Origin of the sequence: Lelliottia sp. RWM.1 (assembly GCF_016859735.1) — a bacterium.
Lineage (GTDB): Bacteria > Pseudomonadota > Gammaproteobacteria > Enterobacterales > Enterobacteriaceae > Enterobacter.
The window spans coordinates 50,662-68,853 of record NZ_WLVC01000016.1 but is presented as its reverse complement, the minus strand read 5'-3'; the positions used below and the strand labels follow the sequence as shown (position 1 = coordinate 68,853).

The 18,192-nt window shown below is 52.5% G+C and carries 15 protein-coding genes, 1 pseudogene and 1 other annotated feature; of the genes and pseudogenes, 2 read left to right on the top strand and 14 right to left on the bottom strand.

Features of this window, described 5'->3' with window-relative positions; genetic code table 11:
- Positions 1 to 118: 118 nt before the first annotated feature.
- Positions 119 to 865, top strand: a complete 747-nt coding sequence (locus GF617_RS13590; RefSeq protein ID WP_181621625.1) for a GntR family transcriptional regulator — start codon at positions 119 to 121, stop codon at positions 863 to 865.
- Here GF617_RS13590 and GF617_RS13585 read toward each other — a convergent pair.
- The 3 genes from GF617_RS13585 to ibpA form a co-directional block, all read right to left on the bottom strand.
- Complete coding sequence (locus tag GF617_RS13585; RefSeq protein WP_203451832.1) at positions 833 to 2,494, bottom strand: putative transporter; 1,662 nt, start codon at positions 2,492 to 2,494, stop codon at positions 833 to 835. The two genes, GF617_RS13590 and GF617_RS13585, sit on opposite strands and share 33 nt — an antisense overlap.
- A gap of 141 nt (positions 2,495 to 2,635) precedes the next feature.
- Positions 2,636 to 3,064 carry a small heat shock chaperone IbpB gene (gene ibpB / locus GF617_RS13580; RefSeq protein ID WP_181621623.1) on the bottom strand — a complete coding sequence of 143 codons (429 nt, stop codon included), beginning with the start codon at positions 3,062 to 3,064 and terminating at the stop codon, positions 2,636 to 2,638.
- Positions 3,065 to 3,199: 135 nt separating this feature from the next.
- Positions 3,200 to 3,610: a small heat shock chaperone IbpA gene (gene ibpA, locus GF617_RS13575; RefSeq protein ID WP_181621622.1), complete on the bottom strand. Its 411-nt coding sequence runs from the start codon at positions 3,608 to 3,610 to the stop codon at positions 3,200 to 3,202.
- Positions 3,604 to 3,676 (bottom strand) — a sequence feature (ROSE (Repression Of Heat Shock gene Expression) occurs in the 5'-region of heat shock genes and acts as an RNA thermometer to modulate expression.). Its footprint overlaps the gene before it by 7 nt.
- Before the next feature lie 247 nt (positions 3,677 to 3,923).
- Here ibpA and GF617_RS13570 point away from each other — a divergent pair.
- Entirely contained in the window at positions 3,924 to 4,256 is a 333-nt protein-coding gene (locus tag GF617_RS13570) for a YceK/YidQ family lipoprotein (protein ID WP_181621621.1), read from the top strand.
- Positions 4,257 to 4,258: 2 nt separating this feature from the next.
- Here the strand turns inward: GF617_RS13570 and GF617_RS13565 are convergent, their stop codons facing one another.
- The 11 genes and pseudogenes from GF617_RS13565 to dnaA form a co-directional block, all read right to left on the bottom strand.
- Entirely contained in the window at positions 4,259 to 5,482 is a 1,224-nt protein-coding gene (locus GF617_RS13565; RefSeq protein ID WP_181621620.1) for a DUF3748 domain-containing protein, read from the bottom strand.
- Between the two features lie 51 nt (positions 5,483 to 5,533).
- Entirely contained in the window at positions 5,534 to 6,871 is a 1,338-nt protein-coding gene (locus GF617_RS13560) for an MFS transporter (protein WP_181621619.1), read from the bottom strand.
- 122 nt (positions 6,872 to 6,993) lie between these two features.
- On the bottom strand, positions 6,994 to 8,142 hold the full coding sequence (gene dgoD / locus GF617_RS13555; RefSeq protein WP_181621618.1) for a galactonate dehydratase: 1,149 nt from the start codon (positions 8,140 to 8,142) through the stop codon (positions 6,994 to 6,996).
- A complete protein-coding gene (locus GF617_RS13550; protein WP_181621617.1) occupies positions 8,139 to 8,756 on the bottom strand; it encodes a 2-dehydro-3-deoxy-6-phosphogalactonate aldolase in 618 nt (205 codons plus the stop codon). The genes dgoD and GF617_RS13550 overlap by 4 nt, the downstream gene beginning before the upstream one ends.
- Positions 8,740 to 9,617, bottom strand: a pseudogene (locus GF617_RS13545) (2-dehydro-3-deoxygalactonokinase). Before GF617_RS13545 ends, GF617_RS13550 begins: the two are co-directional and overlap by 17 nt.
- Positions 9,614 to 10,303: a D-galactonate utilization transcriptional regulator DgoR gene (gene dgoR, locus GF617_RS13540; protein WP_181621615.1), complete on the bottom strand. Its 690-nt coding sequence runs from the start codon at positions 10,301 to 10,303 to the stop codon at positions 9,614 to 9,616. The pseudogene GF617_RS13545 and the gene dgoR overlap by 4 nt, the downstream one beginning before the upstream one ends.
- 225 nt (positions 10,304 to 10,528) lie before the next feature.
- Complete coding sequence (yidA, locus tag GF617_RS13535; protein ID WP_181621614.1) at positions 10,529 to 11,341, bottom strand: sugar-phosphatase; 813 nt, start codon at positions 11,339 to 11,341, stop codon at positions 10,529 to 10,531.
- Between the two features lie 160 nt (positions 11,342 to 11,501).
- The gene (gyrB, locus tag GF617_RS13530) at positions 11,502 to 13,916 is read right to left on the bottom strand and encodes a DNA topoisomerase (ATP-hydrolyzing) subunit B (protein WP_181621613.1); all 2,415 of its coding nucleotides are present in this window, start codon (positions 13,914 to 13,916) and stop codon (positions 11,502 to 11,504) included.
- 28 nt (positions 13,917 to 13,944) lie between these two features.
- On the bottom strand, positions 13,945 to 15,018 hold the full coding sequence (recF, locus tag GF617_RS13525) for a DNA replication/repair protein RecF (RefSeq protein WP_181621612.1): 1,074 nt from the start codon (positions 15,016 to 15,018) through the stop codon (positions 13,945 to 13,947).
- 147 nt (positions 15,019 to 15,165) lie between these two features.
- A complete protein-coding gene (gene dnaN / locus GF617_RS13520; RefSeq protein WP_181621611.1) occupies positions 15,166 to 16,266 on the bottom strand; it encodes a DNA polymerase III subunit beta in 1,101 nt (366 codons plus the stop codon).
- 4 nt (positions 16,267 to 16,270) lie between these two features.
- Complete coding sequence (dnaA, locus tag GF617_RS13515; protein WP_181621610.1) at positions 16,271 to 17,668, bottom strand: chromosomal replication initiator protein DnaA; 1,398 nt, start codon at positions 17,666 to 17,668, stop codon at positions 16,271 to 16,273.
- Positions 17,669 to 18,192 lie beyond the last annotated feature (524 nt).

The following is an 18,192-nucleotide window of genomic DNA, read 5'->3' as shown; positions in this document are numbered from 1 at the left end:
GCTACGATTCGTGATCGCTTTCATGGTTTTAATTTGTGCAATCAGGTCTACTTTTTGCAGTAAATATGGACATCTAAAGACCGTATTCACGCCCTGATATTCACAGAGAGGTCTACAGGTGATCTACAAATCCATTGCTGACAGATTGCGGTTGCGGCTCAATTCTTCTGATTACACTGTCGGTAGCCCACTGCCGGGAGAGAAAGCACTGGCGAAAGAATTTGGTGTGGCGAGGATGACGGTCCGTAAAGCGCTCGATTTGCTGGTGGGTTGGGGTCTTGTCGAACGTCGTCACGGCAGCGGGACGTTTGTTTCACGCAAAGACGTTCACCATGAAACCACCAATCTGACCGGGCTGGTGGAAGTGCTCCGTCAACAAGGCAAAGAGGTGCAGAGCCAGGTCTTACAGTTTGAAGTGATGCCTGCTCCGCCCGCCATCGCCAGCCAGCTGCGTATTCAGATAGATGAGCGGATCTACTTTTCGCGCCGGGTACGTTATGTGGAGGGAAAACCACTGATGCTGGAAGACAGCTTTATGCCTGTGAAGCTGTTTCGCAACCTCTCACTGGTACATCTTGAAGGGTCGAAGTTTGATTATATTGAGAAAGAGTGTGGGATAACCATCAGCGGCAACTACGAAAGCCTGACGCCTGTTCTGGCAGACAAACAGCTGGCGCATTATCTGAACGTCCCGGAACAAACGCCGCTGCTGCGTATTACATCCCTTTCCTACAGCGACAGCGGCGAATTCCTTAATTATTCCGTGATGTTCCGCAACACCAGCGATTACCAGGTGGACTACCACTTACGGCGCATTCACCCGGAGGCCTTACTAACCCAGCCCCCAGAAGATCACCGCCAGTAGCTGCGGCGTGATAATGCGTAAGAACATAACCAGCGGATAAACCGTGGCATACGAGAGCGCTGCCGCGCCGCTGGTGGCATGCAGGTTATTAGCAAACGCCAGTGCCGGAGGATCGGTCATCGACCCCGCCAGCATGCCGCAGAGCGTGAGATAGTTCATTTTGGTGAAGATACGCGCCAGAATGCCCACCGTGAGCAAAGGAATGGCGGTAATAAAAATCCCGTACCCTACCCAGCTCATCCCTTCACCCTGGAGCAAGGTATCGACAAAATCGCCGCCCGATTTTAAGCCGACAACGGCCAGGAACAGCACAATCCCCAGCTCCCGCAGCGCCAGGTTTGCACTTGGCGGCATAAACCAGTACAGCTTACCGATGCAACCGATACGCCCCAGGATCAGCGCCATAATCAGTGGGCCACCCGCCAGCCCCAGTTTAAGTGCTACCGGGAATCCGGGCACATACAGCGGAATGGAGCCCAACAGTACACCCAACCCGATCCCGATAAACACCGGTAACATCTGTACCTGCTGCAGTTTTTGCTGCGCATTCCCCACCATATCCGCCACCGCATCTATTGATGCTGGCCGCCCCACCAGATTGAGGATATCCCCGAACTGCAGGCTGGCTTCCGGGCTGGCAACCAGCTCGATACCTGCGCGGTTAAGCCTGGAGATCACCACGTCATAACGCTCTTTTACCTGCAGATCACGTATTTTTTTCCCTAAAACCTGCTCATTTGTCACCACCACCCTTTCCACGCGCATGTCTGTTCCACGTGTAGAAAGCGAGGTTTCAACCTCCTGGCCAATTACCAGACGCGCGTTGTGCAGATCGCCGGGCTGCCCAACAAGATGCAAGAGATCGCCCAGCTGAATCACCGTCCCCGGCGAAGGAACCATCAGCATTTCGTCACGCTTAAGCCGCGAACAAATGATGTTAACGCTGTTCAGGATCGGCACATCCTGTATCGCCATATTGTTCAGGTTAGGGTTATCGACCCGAATATTGATGGTTTTGATAAGGGCATGCCCGTTGGTTAACGTGGACTCATGATCCTGCGCTTCCTTCTCAACGTTGATGCGAAACAGCACGCGTACCAGCCACATTGAGAGCAGAATGCCGCAAATACCAAATGGATAAGCCATGGCGTAGCTCATCCCCATTTGGTCAACGATGTCAGGTGAGATCCCCAGGTCACGCAAGATTTGCTGCCCTGCCCCCAGCGCGGGTGTGTTGGTGACTGCACCGGAGAAAATCCCCAGTACCACAGGCAGTGGAATGCTGAATAGTTTATGCAGGATGGCTGTCACCAGTCCGCCCATCACCACAATGCCGAGAGCAAAGAGGTTTAACCGCAGCCCGGAGACGCGAAGTGAGGCAAAAAATCCCGGTCCCACCTGGATGCCGATGGTGTAAACAAAGAGGATCAGACCGAATTCCTGGATGAAGTGCAACATCTCAGCGCTGAGCACCAGCCCAAGCTGGTCAGCAAAATGACCGACAAAGATCCCCCCGAATAGCACCCCGCCAATCCCAAACCCGACTCCACGGATTTTGACGTTACCAATCCATAGCCCGATCACCGCCACCAGGGCTAACACGCTAACCGTTAACGCGATATCACTCATGATCCACTTCCTGTGCATAACCTTAGTTATGACAGGGATTCTCTCAGAGCCAGAAAGCGTTGTATGGGTGATGGCGCACAAAAAAGCCCCGCTAAAGCGGGGCTTTTTCTTTTACTTCAGAGGGCCGTGGTGGCTACCCGGTCAGCTGTTCAACGCAGGACGCTCGCTAATCGCGATGCGTTGCGGAGCGATCGCATCTGGCACGTTACGCGTCAGATCGATATGCAACAAGCCGTTGGCAAAGGTCGCACCGGAAACTTCCATATGGTCTGCCAGCGTGAAGCTCAGGCTGAATGGCTGAATAACCAGCCCCTGGTGCAGCCATTTGGTCTCGGTGTCTTGTTTTTCCGGCGTACCTTTCACGGTAAGGCGCGTCCCTTCAAGCTGGATATCCAGGTCTTCCTGGCGGAACCCTGCCAGCGCAAGGGTGATGCGATAGTGGTTATCATCGCTTTTTTCGATGTTGTACGGCGGAAACGTCTGTTGCTCAGTGGTGCTTTGCAGGGCATTAGCCAGTTTGTCAAAACCAATCCACTGACGCAGCAGAGGGGATAAATCGTAGTTACGCATGGTGTTTCTCCTTCTAAGAAGCGAGTTGGCACAGGTTAATTTTGTGCGCAGTTGTTCCTGCAAATCCTTATGGATTCGCATATGCTCCCATTTCGGCAAGCATCTCTGGGTGGGCCGCTTTCGCGACCCGATAAATTAATTAATTTCGATACGGCGCGGTTTTTTCTCTTCCGGAATCACACGTTCCAGATCGATAAACAGCAGGCCGTTGACCAGGTTCGCACCATGAACATGAATGTTCTCGGCTAACTGGAACTTACGTTCAAAGTTACGTTCTGCGATGCCCTGATACAGATAGGTACGTTCTTTTTGCTCGGATGTGTGAGCGCCCTTCACCACCAGTACGTTCTCCTGCGCGGTGATTTCAAGCTCGCTCTCGGCAAAACCAGCAACGGCAATCGCGATGCGGTAGTGGTTTTCGTCGACCAGTTCAACATTGTATGGAGGGTAGCCATTACCCTGATTTTGGTTATTTTCTAATAGGTTAAACAGACGATCAAAACCGATGGCTGAGCGATAAAGCGGAGAAAGATCAAAGTTACGCATAAATAAAAGCTCCTGAAATCAGCGAGAATTTTAGCCTTCCACCATGGACAGGCTATTGCACCCCCGAATACCCATCAGGCGTATTCGTTATCGGGCTACAGTCTTAAAGTGGGTCTGGTATAGGTATTTTCAAGCGCAACAAGTACACTTTTTTTTGCACTTTCTTGCATCTCGCATAGACTGGGACAACAGCACAAAGGGTTAAATTGCGATGGCCGCCACAGTGCGGGGTTTTTGGACTATTCATTTCTTATCGGGATAGCTATAACCCTGAGTTGTAGGTCGATGCAGTGCCATTAACGATGACAAAGTGATGATGAAAAATGTTCTGATCAAGCTGACGACGTTCAGCGGTGTAGTTTTACTTTGCGGGTGTTCGAGCGTGATGTCTCACACTGGCGGTAAAGAAGGAACATACCCGGGCACACGCGCAACAGCGACAATGCTCTCGGATGATGACACTAACTGGGGAACCAAATCCCTGGCGGTGCTGGATATGCCGTTTACGGCTGTCATGGACACCCTCTTGCTACCGTGGGATCTTTTCCGTACGGACAATTCGGTGAGATCGCGTGTCGAGAAAAGCGAGCAGGAAAATCTGGCTACCAACTCCGTCATTCCGCCCGCTGAAATGCCACCACGCTAGTTTTATGCGGTTTCCGTGACCCAAAGCTGACGGAAACCCGCCGTCTCCTCCATCCATGCCACCAGCTTGCCGTCTGGTGAAAACACCACGGCATCTCCCGATGGTGGTTTGCCGTGATCGGACGTCAAAAATCTGACCTCTCCGGAGACAGCACTGCAACAGGCAATTCTGTTTTCGAGAACAAATCCAAGCATATTCCCGGATGGATGCCAGTTGAATGCCGACTGGATATCGCTGTCATGGTGGGTTAACTGGCGTGGTTCGCCCCCTTCAGGGGAGATCAGCCAAAGCTGGACAATCCCGTTATCGTCGCGCATCAAAAAGGCAATCTGCGTTCCCTGTGGATTACTCCGCACCCAATGGCGTGGCACGTTTACCAGCCCCGGAAACGCGCGAGGATGGGTGAAGGTTAAACGGCGCTGTATAACACCCAAAGGCGGGGCTGGCATCAACGCTGGTGTACCTTGCAACGGCAGATCGCCTGCACGTTTCCACCCCAACTCATCCGTTGGCAGGTCAACAATAAACAGCTCCGGGATTTTCTCACCGTTCATGCCGAGCGTGTCGCCGATAAACGCCAGTCTGTCGTTATTCACCCATCCTTCTTCATAAGCGCGATTAATTTCATCGCTCCCCGGTTGCGGGTCCGACGTCGTGGTGCTCACCAGCACGCTCCAGAATGTACCGGCATACTCACGCGGGTGATTCCCCAGAGGATTCACCGGGCCATACGGCGCTGCTACACCCACATTGCGCAAATCACATGCAGGATCGCGTTCATGCAACACGTGGTCGTTATAGGTAAAGCTAACGCATTGCCCATCAGGACTGAAGACATGCACATGGCTGCCGCCACGCAGTGCGCCTGCGGTATAAGGCGCGGTGATATCCATTGCATCAAGGTTACTCACCTGACCGTGGTGCACAATGACGCCCTGACGGTGGTGAAAATCATACTGCCAGTGTGGATCTGGATTTTGGGGTCCATGGATAAAGACATATCGGTCATCCACGGGATGAACCGTCACCACACCAACATGTGCGCCGTTTGTCGCGCGGTAAAGCACCTCAATATCACCCGTCAGCACATTAATCCGCTCGATCGTCTCACCAGTAAATGACGCCCCTGACGGGCGCACATCGTATACGAGCCAGCGACTGTCTGCCGTCCAGGTACGGGTATTGGTGAGTTGATGATTGCGGGAAGCAAAGGTGATTTGTTTCATAAAGGAACCCTGATGCGCGATTATCGCATCAGGGTAAAACATCAACGGAAATTAGCCTACTCGTTTAACATCGCCCACCAGCAGGATATAGGAGAGCGCACCAAGCAGAGCCACGACAGAGATATAAACCAGAGCAGGAGCAAAGCCGTAGCCTTGCGCAAGGTAGCCCACCACCAGGGGAACCGTAATCCCGCCCAGCCCACCGATGAAGTTAAACACGCCGCCCGTCAAACCGATTAAACGCATCGGAGCAAGTGATGACACCAGAGACCAGGTGATGGAAGCAAACCCATTCCCGAAGAAGGCAATCGCCATCAGGGTCATAATCCAGATCGGATCGCTGGTATAGTTTGCCCCCATGATGCAGGTTGAAATCAGCAGACCGCATATGATGGGCAGCTTACGGGAGAAACCGATTGAGTAGCCTTTACGTACCAGCCTGTCAGCCACCCAGCCAGACAACAGAACCCCCACAAATGCCGCCAGGAAGGGGACGGTCGTCATAAAGCCAGCTTTCAGCGCCGTGATGCCTTTTTCCTGCGTCAGATAGTTCGGGAACCACGTCAGGAAGAACCACAATGTCGATGCAATGGCAAACTGACCAAGATAGACCCCCACCAGTTTACGGTGGAACACCAGCTTCCAGTCAGCCAGAGTCAGCGGCTGGCGCGCCTCTTTTTTCACCGGTGCATCGCCATCCACCAGACCGCCGCCATCACGAATGTAGTCCAGCTCGGCTTTGGTGATATTTTTGGTCAGACGTGGCGGCTGGTATACCTTGAACCAGATCAGCGACCAGATAATGCCGATACCGCCGGTGACAATGAACACCCAGTGCCAGCTCAGCATCTCCTGGATCCAGATCAGCAGCGGAGTCAGAAATGCCAGCCCAACAAACTGCCCTGAGGTATAAAAGCCCACCGCCGAGGCGCGCTCGTGCTCCGGGAACCAGCTCGTCACCATACGGTTATTGGTCGGGAACGCCGGTGCTTCAAAAATACCGGTAATGGCGCGCAGGCCAATCAGCGACATCAAGCCGGTGGCAAAGCCCTGGAACAGGGTCGCCACTGACCAGCCGAAAATAGCGATAAAATAGGTTAATCGTGACCCGACACGGTCCAGGAACCAGCCGCCTGGGATTTGGCAAAGCGTATAAAGCCAGGCAAACGCCGAGAAGACATAACCCATTTGCGCTTTGGTAATACCAAACTCTTCCTGAATATGAGCCGACGCCACGGCAAGGTTGGCGCGGTCAACGTAACAAATAACCACAGTAATAAAGATCATAATCAGCGTCAGGTAACGGCGACGCCCAGGTTTTGCTGCAGTAACTGGAATATCCATCGTAATCTGTCCCCAGATTTTGGGCATAGCGAAGCCGCTCACCATGCCCTGTAATTTACAGAGGGTGTGTTTGATTTTTTTAATTAAAAACTGAAACGAAGCGCGCTAAATCATTCGTGCCAGGGAAGTGCAGCCAACGCACTCACCCGCGCGAGTATGACGCGCATTTACCATTCGGCGACGGAGCCATCCTCATGACGCCATAATGGGTTACGCCAGTCCGGCGCGTTTTTGCTGAACTCAATCACTTTGGCTTCATCGATATCTACGCCAAGCCCTGGTTTCATCAGCGGTTTAAAGAAGCCTCCTTCCATGTTGAAATCTTCTTTGTTTTTCACAAAGTCGAGCAATTCAGCCCCTTTGTTGTAGTGAATCCCCATGCTCTGCTCCTGAAGCACAGCGTTGTAAGAGACAAAGTCCACATGCAAACAGGCCGCTAACGCAATAGGCCCAAGTGGGCAATGCGGCGCAAGGGAGACATCATAAGCTTCCGCCATACCGGCAATTTTGTAGCACTCCGTAATACCGCCCGCATGAGATAAATCAGGCTGCAAAATGGCAATGCCACCCGCTTCCAGCACACGTTTGAACTCAAAGCGCGAGAACATACGTTCACCTGCCGCAATAGGGATATGCGTCTGTGCCGCCAGTTTCGGATAATATTCTGCCTGCTCCGCCAGCACCGGTTCTTCAATAAACAACGGACGATAAGGTTCGAGTTCTTTAATCAGGACTTTTGCCATCGGCGCGCTGACACGTCCGTGGAAATCAAGGCCAAACTCAATCTGGTTTCCGAAGGCTTCACGGATCTGCGCCACGGTATTTACCGCCGCATCCACCGAGCGAGAGTTATCGATCAGCCCCATCTCTTCACAGCCATTAAGCTTAAAGGTATCAAAACCAATCTCACGCAGGGTTTTAATCCCATCGATAACATCTGCCGGACGGTCACCGCCAACCCAGCTGTAGGCTTTAATTTTGTCACGAACCAGGCCACCCATCAGTTGCCAGACGGGGGCATTGAGCACTTTGCCTTTGATATCCCACAGAGCCTGGTCAATACCGGCGATAGCACTCATCAGGATCGGACCGCCACGGTAGAAGCCTGCGCGATACATCACCTGCCACAGGTCATTAATACGAGCAGGATCCTGGCCAATCAGGTATTCACCCAGCTCATGCACAGCGGCTTCAACAGTGCGCGCCCTCCCCTCGATGACCGGTTCCCCCCAGCCGACAACGCCTTCGTCGGTTTCGATTTTCAGGAACATCCAACGTGGAGGTAAACGGTATGTGGTGAGTTTGGTTATTTTCATTTCACTGCCTCTCGATACGCTTTAACAAATGCTGTCGCCTGCTCTGCGGTACGCTCTACGGGCTGTCCGGCACGATAGAGATCGCTACCAAGCCCCGCCCCTACGCAACCGGCTTTCATCCACTGCGCCAGGTTTTCTGGTGTGACCCCCCCGACGGCAAAGACCGGGACACTGGCGGGTAACACCGCTTTCAGCGCTTTGATGTAGTCCGGACCAAAAGCCGATGACGGGAAAATTTTGAGCGACTGCGCCCCCGCCTCGAGGGCGGTGAAAGCTTCTGTTGCGGTTGCGCACCCAGGACAAACCGTCATGCCATAACTGACCGCGCGGCGGATCACGTCCGGCTGAATATTCGGCGTCACAATCAGTTTGCAGCCCATTTTTGCCAGTTGGTCGACCTGCTCTGGCTGCAACACCGTACCCGCACCAATCAGCGCTTTATCACCAAACGCCTCCACCACCATTGGGATGCTTTTTTCCCATTGCGGCGAATTCAACGGGATTTCCACGGCGTCAAATCCGGCATTAATTACCGCACCAACATGTGCCAGCGCTTCGTCGGGCGTAATGCCGCGCAAAATAGCGATAAGGGGAAGATTAGTTTGCCACTGCATGAGCGATACTCCTTATTCCTGCCTGAAATGCCGTGTCGCCAGATATCGCAGACACCTTGCGCCCAACGGCGTGGAACGCCTGCCGATAGCGTGATGTCAGCGATGAACCAGCAACAATCGTGATGGTCTGCTCGTGGGCGATAAAATCGCTCATGCTGGCGACTTCTGCGCCAATCAACAGGCCAGATAAAAATTCGCTCACCTGCTCACGGGGAAGTGTTCCCAGTACGTGAGAGGCGCGGGTCTCGAAAAGTTGCGGCAAAACGGCAGAGGAATGAAGGCCACGATCAAGCCCGGTAATGAAGGCTTCAGAAGAGACTTCCTGAGGTGGAAGCCCTGCCCCTATCAGTGAATGATTTAGCAGCAAATGGTGCAATTCGCCGGTCATTACGGTGCGAAAATCGTGGATCTGTTCTGCATCGGCCTGCACCCATTTGCAGTGTGTACCAGGCATGACGTAGACAGAAGAAGGAGAAAGCGTGCGTGCGCCAAGCAGCTGTGTCTCTTCGCCGCGCATCACATTGTGGTTATCGTCACGAGACACGCACAGGCCGGGTACAATCCAGATATTGTCCCCAACAGACGTTAACTGCTCGCCAATAGAAGAGAAATGGGCCGGAACCGGCAGATAAGGGGCAACCTTCCAGCCTACGTTGCTGCCCACCATTCCCGCCATGACTACCGGCGTGGTGCTATCACGCCAGTTTTGTGTCACTTCTGCTAACACCGCTTCAGGGGATTTTCCGTTCAGGCGCGTCACGCCTGCTTCTGATGCCTGCTCTCCAGGCACTGCTCACCCTGATAAAGCCAGGCGCGCAAATTGGTCGATCCCCAGTCAATTGCGATGTAGCGAGATGTCATGTGATTTCCTTCAACCTTCGTGTCGAGCTGGCGATCATGGTCATTGCCGCCTGCTCTGCCGCATCACCGTCCTGATGCCGTATCGCATCGAACAGCGCTTTATGTTCCTGGAGCGTTTTTGGCATGTTGGCCTCATCACCCATCCAGGTTCGTTCAAATACTGCTCGTTGTAGCGAACTGATTGCCACGCTAAGCTGTTGTAAAACCGGGTTATGTACTGACTGCAGCACCGCTTCGTGATAGCGAATATCCGCTTCGTTAAAGGCATCCCGGTTCTGGTTGTTGGCGATCATGTCATTCAGCGCCGACTCAATCAGCGCCAGATCACCTGACGTTGCGCGCTCCGCTGCCCAGCGGGCAATCGCGGGTTCTACCAGGTTTCGTACCTCGCTCATCGCGCCGATAAGCCTTGGGTCGTAGTCATTTTCCAGAACCCATTGCAGGACATCAGTGTCGAGGTAATTCCACTGGTTTCGCGGCGCAACAAACGCGCCGCGATAGCGCTTCATTTCAATCAGCCGCTTCGCCATCAGCGAGCGAAACACTTCCCGGATAATGTTGCGCGAAGTTTCAAACTCTTCGCACAGTTCAGCCTCTGCAGGCAGCGGCGATCCTGGTACGTATTTTCCACCCACAATCTGGCTACCCAGCGTAATGACGATGCGATCGGTTTTATTGAGAGTCATGGAGAGTCCTTGTGCTCTTTGTGTCCATCACTACTTTACCGCGATCGCTGAATTTCACCTCACTTTTGCAGTACAAAAGCAACGCTACTTATCATTATCGAGGTTTTAATGTAGTACAATCACACAATGTTGTACTACAATCAAGATCACAAAAAGAACAATCCGGTAAATTGAAGGCAAAAAAAACCCCGGTGGATCACCAGGGTTCGTATGATTGGGTTGCTGTTATTGCAGAACAAATTTCTCGATCGCGTAGGCAACACCGTCTTCCAGATTGGATTTCGTTACAAAGTTGGCGACATCTTTCACCGATTGAATAGCGTTATCCATCGCGACACCCATTCCAGCATATTCAATCATCGCAATGTCGTTTTCCTGATCGCCAAGAGCCATGATCTCTTCTGGTTTGATCCCCAGCGCATCCGCCAGTGATTTCACGCCCGTCCCTTTATTCACACGTTTATCGAGAATTTCGAGGAAGTACGGTGCACTTTTCAGTACGGTGTATTTCTCTTTAACGTCCGCCGGTATTTTGGCGATCGCTTTATCAAGAATGGCAGGCTCATCAATCATCATCACTTTGAGGAACTGCGTGGCCGGGTCCATTTTGTCGGCTTCACAGAACACCAGCGGGATCGTCGCGACAAAGGATTCATGTACGGTGTAGTAACTGATATCGCGGTTCGCAGTATAAAGCGTGTTGCGATCGAGCGCGTGGAAGTGAGAACCCACATCGCGAGACAGTTTTTCCAGGAACAGGTAATCGTCATAGTTCAGCGCAGTTTGCGCGACCGTACTGCCATCAGCGGCCTTCTGTACCAGCGCACCGTTATACGTGATGCAATAATCACCCGGCTGATTCATGTGCAACTCTTTCAGGTAACTGTGTACCCCCGCATACGGACGCCCGGTGGTCAGAACCACATTTACGCCTTTTTCACGCGCTGCGGCGATAGCGTTTTTAACGGCTGGAGAAATAGAGTGGTCTGGCAGCAGCAGTGTGCCGTCCATATCGATTGCAATGAGTTTAATGGCCATGAGATCCCCGATTTAAATGAGTCTTTCCTCATGCTAACGCGATTCGGCACGGAAAACAGTAAAAGAGTCGGAGATAAAGGGGGATGGAATAGAGAAAGGGGATTCCTCTTTTGTGGGGAATGATCCCCCTATCTCCAGTGGAGAGAGGGGGATAAACGACTTAGATATCGATATTTGCCGCTTTCAGGGCGTTTTCTTCAATAAAGGCACGACGCGGTTCAACGGCATCGCCCATCAGAGTAGTGAACAGCTGATCCGCAGCAATCGCGTCTTTTACCGTCACGCGCAGCATGCGACGGCTTTCTGGATCCATAGTGGTTTCCCACAGCTGATCCGGGTTCATTTCACCCAGCCCTTTATAACGCTGAATGTACAGACCACGACGAGACTCTTTCACCAGCCAATCCAGCGCTTGCTCGAAGCTGGTAACGGGCTGACGGCGCTCGCCACGTTCGATAAACGCATCGTCCTCAATCAGACCACGCAGTTTTTCGCCCAGGGTGCACAGACGACGGTATTCACCACCGGTCACAAACTCATGATCCAGAGGGTAATCGGTATCAACACCGTGAGTACGCACGCGAATGACTGGTTCGAACTGATGCAGTTCGGCATTCTCACGAATATCAAACTTCCACTGGCTACCGTGCTGCTCGTTTTCGTTCAGCTCAGTCACCAGTTGGTTAACCCAACGGGTCACCGTCTGTTCGTCGCTCAGATCGGCTTCAACCAGCGTCGGCTGGTAAATCAGCGCTTTCAACAATGTACGCGGGAAGCGACGTTCCATACGGCCAATCATTTTCTGCGTTGCATTGTACTCAGAAACCAGACGTTCCAGAGGCTCACCTGCCAGCGCCGGAGCGTGGGCATTCGCATGCAGGGTTGCACCGTCCAGCGCAATGGAGATCTGATACTGATCCATTGCTTCGTCGTCTTTAATGTACTGTTCCTGTTTGCCTTTTTTCACTTTGTACAGCGGAGGCTGTGCAATGTAGATATGGCCACGTTCAACAATTTCTGGCATCTGACGATAGAAGAAGGTCAGCAGCAGTGTACGAATGTGAGAACCATCGACGTCCGCATCGGTCATGATGATAATGCTGTGATAGCGCAGTTTATCCGGGTTGTACTCGTCACGGCCAATACCACAACCCAGGGCGGTGATAAGCGTTGCCACTTCCTGCGAAGAGAGCATTTTGTCGAAGCGCGCTTTCTCAACGTTCAGAATTTTACCCTTCAACGGCAGAATCGCCTGATTCTTACGGTTACGACCCTGCTTCGCAGAACCGCCCGCGGAGTCCCCTTCCACAAGGTACAGTTCGGACTGCGCCGGGTCGCGTTCCTGGCAATCCGCCAGTTTGCCCGGCAGGCCAGCCAGATCCAGCGCACCTTTACGGCGGGTCATCTCACGCGCTTTACGTGCAGCTTCACGGGCGCGCGCAGCATCGATGATTTTACCGACCACAATTTTGGCGTCAGACGGATTTTCCAGCAGATATTCGCTCAGCAGTTCGTTCATCTGCTGCTCAACTGCGGATTTCACCTCAGAAGAGACCAGCTTGTCTTTCGTCTGTGAGGAGAACTTAGGATCTGGCACTTTAACAGAAACCACAGCAATCAGGCCTTCACGGGCATCGTCACCGGTGGCGCTAACTTTCGCTTTCTTGCTGTAGCCTTCTTTATCCATGTAAGCATTCAGGGTACGGGTCATCGCCGTACGGAAGCCAACAAGGTGTGTACCGCCATCACGCTGTGGAATGTTGTTGGTGAAGCAGTAGATATTTTCCTGGAAACCATCGTTCCACTGCAGCGCCACTTCTACACCAATACCGTCTTTCTCTGTTGAGAAATAGAAGATATTCGGGTGGATCGGCGTTTTGTTCTTATTGAGGTATTCAACAAACGCTTTGATACCGCCTTCGTAGTGGAAATGGTCTTCTTTACCGTCACGTTTGTCACGCAGGCGGATAGACACGCCGGAGTTCAGGAAGGACAGTTCACGCAGACGTTTGGCGAGAATGTCGTACTCGAATTCGGTCACGTTAGAAAACGTTTCGTGGCTCGGCCAGAAACGTACTGTCGTCCCGGTTTTTTCCGTTTCGCCCGTAACTGACAGTGGAGCCTGCGGCACACCGTGGGTATAGACCTGGTGATGAATTTTGCCTTCGCGGTAGATAACCAGTTCCAGTTTCTGCGACAGGGCGTTAACCACGGAAACCCCTACGCCGTGCAGGCCGCCGGAAACTTTATATGAGTTATCATCAAATTTACCGCCCGCGTGCAGTACGGTCATGATCACTTCTGCTGCGGACACACCCTCTTCCGGGTGAATACCCGTTGGGATACCACGGCCATCATCCTGTACGGAAACAGAGTTATCGCCATGAATGGTGACGACAATGTCTTTACAGTGACCCGCGAGCGCTTCGTCGATAGCGTTATCCACAACCTCGAATACCATGTGGTGCAGACCGGTGCCGTCATCCGTATCACCGATATACATACCTGGGCGCTTACGCACCGCATCCAGCCCTTTCAGGACTTTGATACTGGAGGAGTCATAAGAATTCGACATCAACGTTTCTCGCTCATTTAATCTTGGGTTAATCCGTTATTTTACCCTTTTCCACGGTGAACATCTTCGAATTTTTGTCCGACATGTCCATTACGTGTTCAGCGCTAATCGCGCTGACGAAAACCTGCGACTGCGTGGCTTTTAAGCGGCTGGCAAGCAGTCCGCGCCGTGCGTCGTCGAGTTCCGAGGCAAAATCATCTATCAGATACAGGCAGCGTCGCCCGCTTTCGCGGGTTAAAAACTCCCCCTGCGCCAGACGCAGCGCACACATCAGGAGTTTTAGCTGCCCGCGTGACAAGGTATCTTCGACCGGCGCACCGTCAGCACGAATGCGGAAATCCGCCTTGTGCGGACCATGCGCGGTGTAGGTTAGCATGCGGTCGCGCTCGAAGCCTCTCTCCAGCACTTCGGCATAATCCGTCTCTTTCTCCCAGCCTCGCTGGAAGGAGAAGGTGAGAGAAAACTCGGGTAAAAACTGTTTGCAGGTATCCGCCATGTCTTCAGCAATCCCTGCACTGTATTCTGCACGCCAGTTGCTGATTTGTTCCGCAAGTGGGATTAATTCCATATCCCAGGGACGCAACTGAGCGTAGCGAGTGACCTGGCGCAGCGCAGCATTTCGCTGTTTCAGCAGCCGCTTCAGATTACTCCAGGCATTAAAGAAACCCGCTTCATTATGGAAACATCCCCAGTCGAGGAATGCTCTTCGGTATTTGGGGCCACCGTTGAGGAGAGTAAACCCTTCCGGTGTAATCAGCTGCATCGGCATCAGTAGTGCCAACTCAGCCACTTTATGGCCATCAGTACCGTCAATACGGACCTTGCTGTCGCCTTGCTTGTCTTTGCTCAGACCAATGGAGGTTTCACGCTCTTCACCCTGCAAGCGCCCGTGCAGAACAAATGACTCCTGCTCATGGCGAATCACACGACCAATCTGCAAGCTGCGAAACGCCCGGCCATGACCGAGCGTATAGATAGCTTCCAGCACGCTGGTTTTGCCGCTGCCATTCGCACCAACCAGGAAGTTAAAGCCAGGGGACAAAGCGAGATCCGCGCTTTCAATGTTGCGGAAATCTTTAATTAAAAGGCGCGTCAGTGACATATAAGGGGTTCTTCGGGCCTGGGTGTAATCGGCGCAGCCAGTTTCAACGCGGGCTGCACGCAGACCCTGAAACGTACACGCAGTACGTGACAGGGGTGAGCACAGCCCTGGCTGAAAATGGCAAGTAAGATAGCCCGATATTTTTCACTACAGTCTCATAGGCATGACAACATAGGCCGCGCTCTGGCTGGCGGCGTCTTCAATCTGCACGCTCGATACGGAATCAGTCAGCAAAATGCGAACGTTTTCGCACTTCAGTGCATTCAGAACATCCAGCACATAGCTGACGTTGAAGCCGATTTCCATCTCAGTTCCGGCGTAGGTGACGTCCAGAATTTCTTCTGCCTCTTCCTGCTCCGGGTTATTGGCGGTGATTTTGATCTGATTTTCACTCACATACAGACGTACACCGCGGAATTTCTCGTTAGAGAGAATGGCCGCACGCGCAAACGCCTGCTTGAGAATGTCGCAGCCTGCTTCCAGCGTTTTGTCCGGATTCTTCGGCAATACGCGACGATAGTCAGGGAAACGCCCATCAACCAGCTTCGAAGTGAAGACAAAATCGCCAACATGTGCACGAATATTGTTGCTGCCAATCTGCACACGCAGTGGCGTTTCACCACCGTCGAGCATGCGCATCAGCTCAATCACACCTTTACGCGGTACGATCACCGAATGATTTGGCAGTGAATCGCCAATCGGCATGGAGCAGACCGCCAGACGGTGACCATCGGTCGCCACGGTGCGCAGCTCTTCACCTTCGGTTTCGAACAACATGCCGTTTAAGTAATAACGGACATCCTGATGCGCCATTGAGAACTGCGTGGCTTCAATCAGACGCTTCATCGTCGCCTGCGGCAGGGTGAATTCAACTTCGCTCTGCCAGTCGTCCAGGTTTGGGAAGTCCGCAGCAGGTAGCGTAGACAACGAGAAGCGACTGCGACCGGAGCGAACCAGCATACGGTCGCCCTCAAGTTGCACAGCAATTTCCGCGCCTTCCGGCAACCCGCGGCAAATATCAAAGAATTTACGCGCTGGTACAGTCGTTGCGCCCGCGTTATGTGGCTGAGAGAGCGTAACACGCGCGATCATTTCCATTTCCAGATCTGTGCCGGTCAGCGACAGCGTACCGTCCGCGACCTGAAGCAGCAGGTTTCCGAGAATAGGCAGCGTTGGGCGGCCACCTAATGGGCCACTCACCTGTTGCAGCGGTTTTAATAAATGTTCACGTTCAACGGTAAATTTCATAGCATCACGATGATAATGTTCTGATTAAATTGGAAAAATCTTCTTTTATGTCGTGGCTTTCTTCGCGCAACTGCTCAATCTTGCGGCACGCGTGCAGCACGGTTGTATGGTCACGGCCACCAAACGCATCGCCGATCTCCGGCAGACTGTGGTTGGTTAACTCCTTTGCCAGCGCCATAGCCATCTGACGCGGTCTCGCCACCGAGCGGGAACGACGCTTAGACAACAAATCTGCCACTTTGATTTTGTAGTACTCGGCCACCGTCTTCTGAATATTGTCGATAGTGACCAGTTTTTCCTGCAATGCCAGAAGATCACGCAGTGCTTCACGCACGAAATCAATGGTAATTGCCCGGCCCGTGAAGTTGGCATTGGCAATGACGCGGTTCAGCGCACCTTCCAGTTCACGAACGTTTGAACGCAGACGTTTAGCAATGAAGAACGCGACTTCACCCGGCAGGCGAATATCGTTTTCATCGGCTTTTTTCATCAGGATCGCAACGCGGGTTTCCAGCTCCGGAGGCTCGATCGCCACGGTCAGGCCCCAGCCAAAGCGAGATTTCAGACGATCTTCGACGCCGTTGATCTCTTTTGGATAACGATCCGAAGTTAAAATGATCTGCTGATTACCTTCAAGCAGCGCATTGAAGGTATGGAAAAACTCTTCCTGTGATCGCTCTTTATTGGCAAAGAATTGAATGTCATCAATAAGCAGAGCATCAACGGAACGGTAGTAGCGTTTAAACTCTTCGATCGCATTGTTTTGCAGGGCTTTTACCATGTCCTGAACGAAGCGCTCGGAGTGCATATACACCACTTTGGCATTGGGCTTACGTGCCATAATGCCATTACCCACCGCATGCAGAAGGTGAGTTTTACCCAAGCCAGTGCCCCCATAGAGGAACAACGGGTTATACGCGCCACCAGGGTTATCAGCCACCTGACGAGCCGCAGCGCGAGCCAGTTGGTTTGATTTACCTTCAACAAAGTTATCAAACGTATGTTTCACGTTGACGTTAGAACGATAGGTAGGCTCTGCCGGGGCAGGAACGTTGTCCCAGCCGGGACGTGCAGCAGGCGCAACACGCGGCGCAGGAGCGGGAGCAGCCTGCGCAGGAACGGCGACATTTACCGTTTCTCTGACAGTTTGCGTGACCGGTTTTGTTCCCACTTCAAAACGTAGCTGTGGGGCATCCGTCCCGCAGAAATCATTGAGCAGTCCATTGATGTTATTGAGGTATTTGTCCCTTACCCAATCGAGCACAAAACGGTTTGGCGCATACAAAGCCAGCGTGTTATCGCTCAGTTCCGCCTGCAATGGGCGGATCCACATACTGAATTCTGTGGCTGGTAACTCATCCTGCAATCGGGCAAGACACTGCTGCCAAAGCGAAAGTGACACGGCGGACTCCACTCGAACAATAAAAGAAAGATACTGAATATTCGTGATTGTTGGCACACGTCGAATAGACCCTGTGCAAAAGGGTGACGTGCGAATTGCTATCTGCAATTTTTACCCCGTCGGGATCCCAGGATCGCGATCAGGACCGCGGATCATAGCCTAAACTGAGTCAGAGATCTTCTGTTTCTCACAGATTCTTCCCGATTTATCCACAGGAAGATCTGAAACCGGGTAAGTGTAATCGATCCTGCAAGGAGTGCCCCACGATTTAGCCCGCATATTGGAAAAATTAATGAGCACAGACAATTTTTTGCTTAAATGATCTAACGAAGATCCTGGACGATCCTTGCGCTTTAACGGGGAGGTCGTATAATCCCCCACCCGGCGCGTTATGCTCGACTTCTCCGCGTCGAACGCTGCTCATTTTCCACGCGAAAACGTGCGAAAATACGCGGGAAAGAAGGAAAGAGAATTGACTCCGGAGTGTACAATTATTACAATCCGGCCTCTTTAATCACCCATGG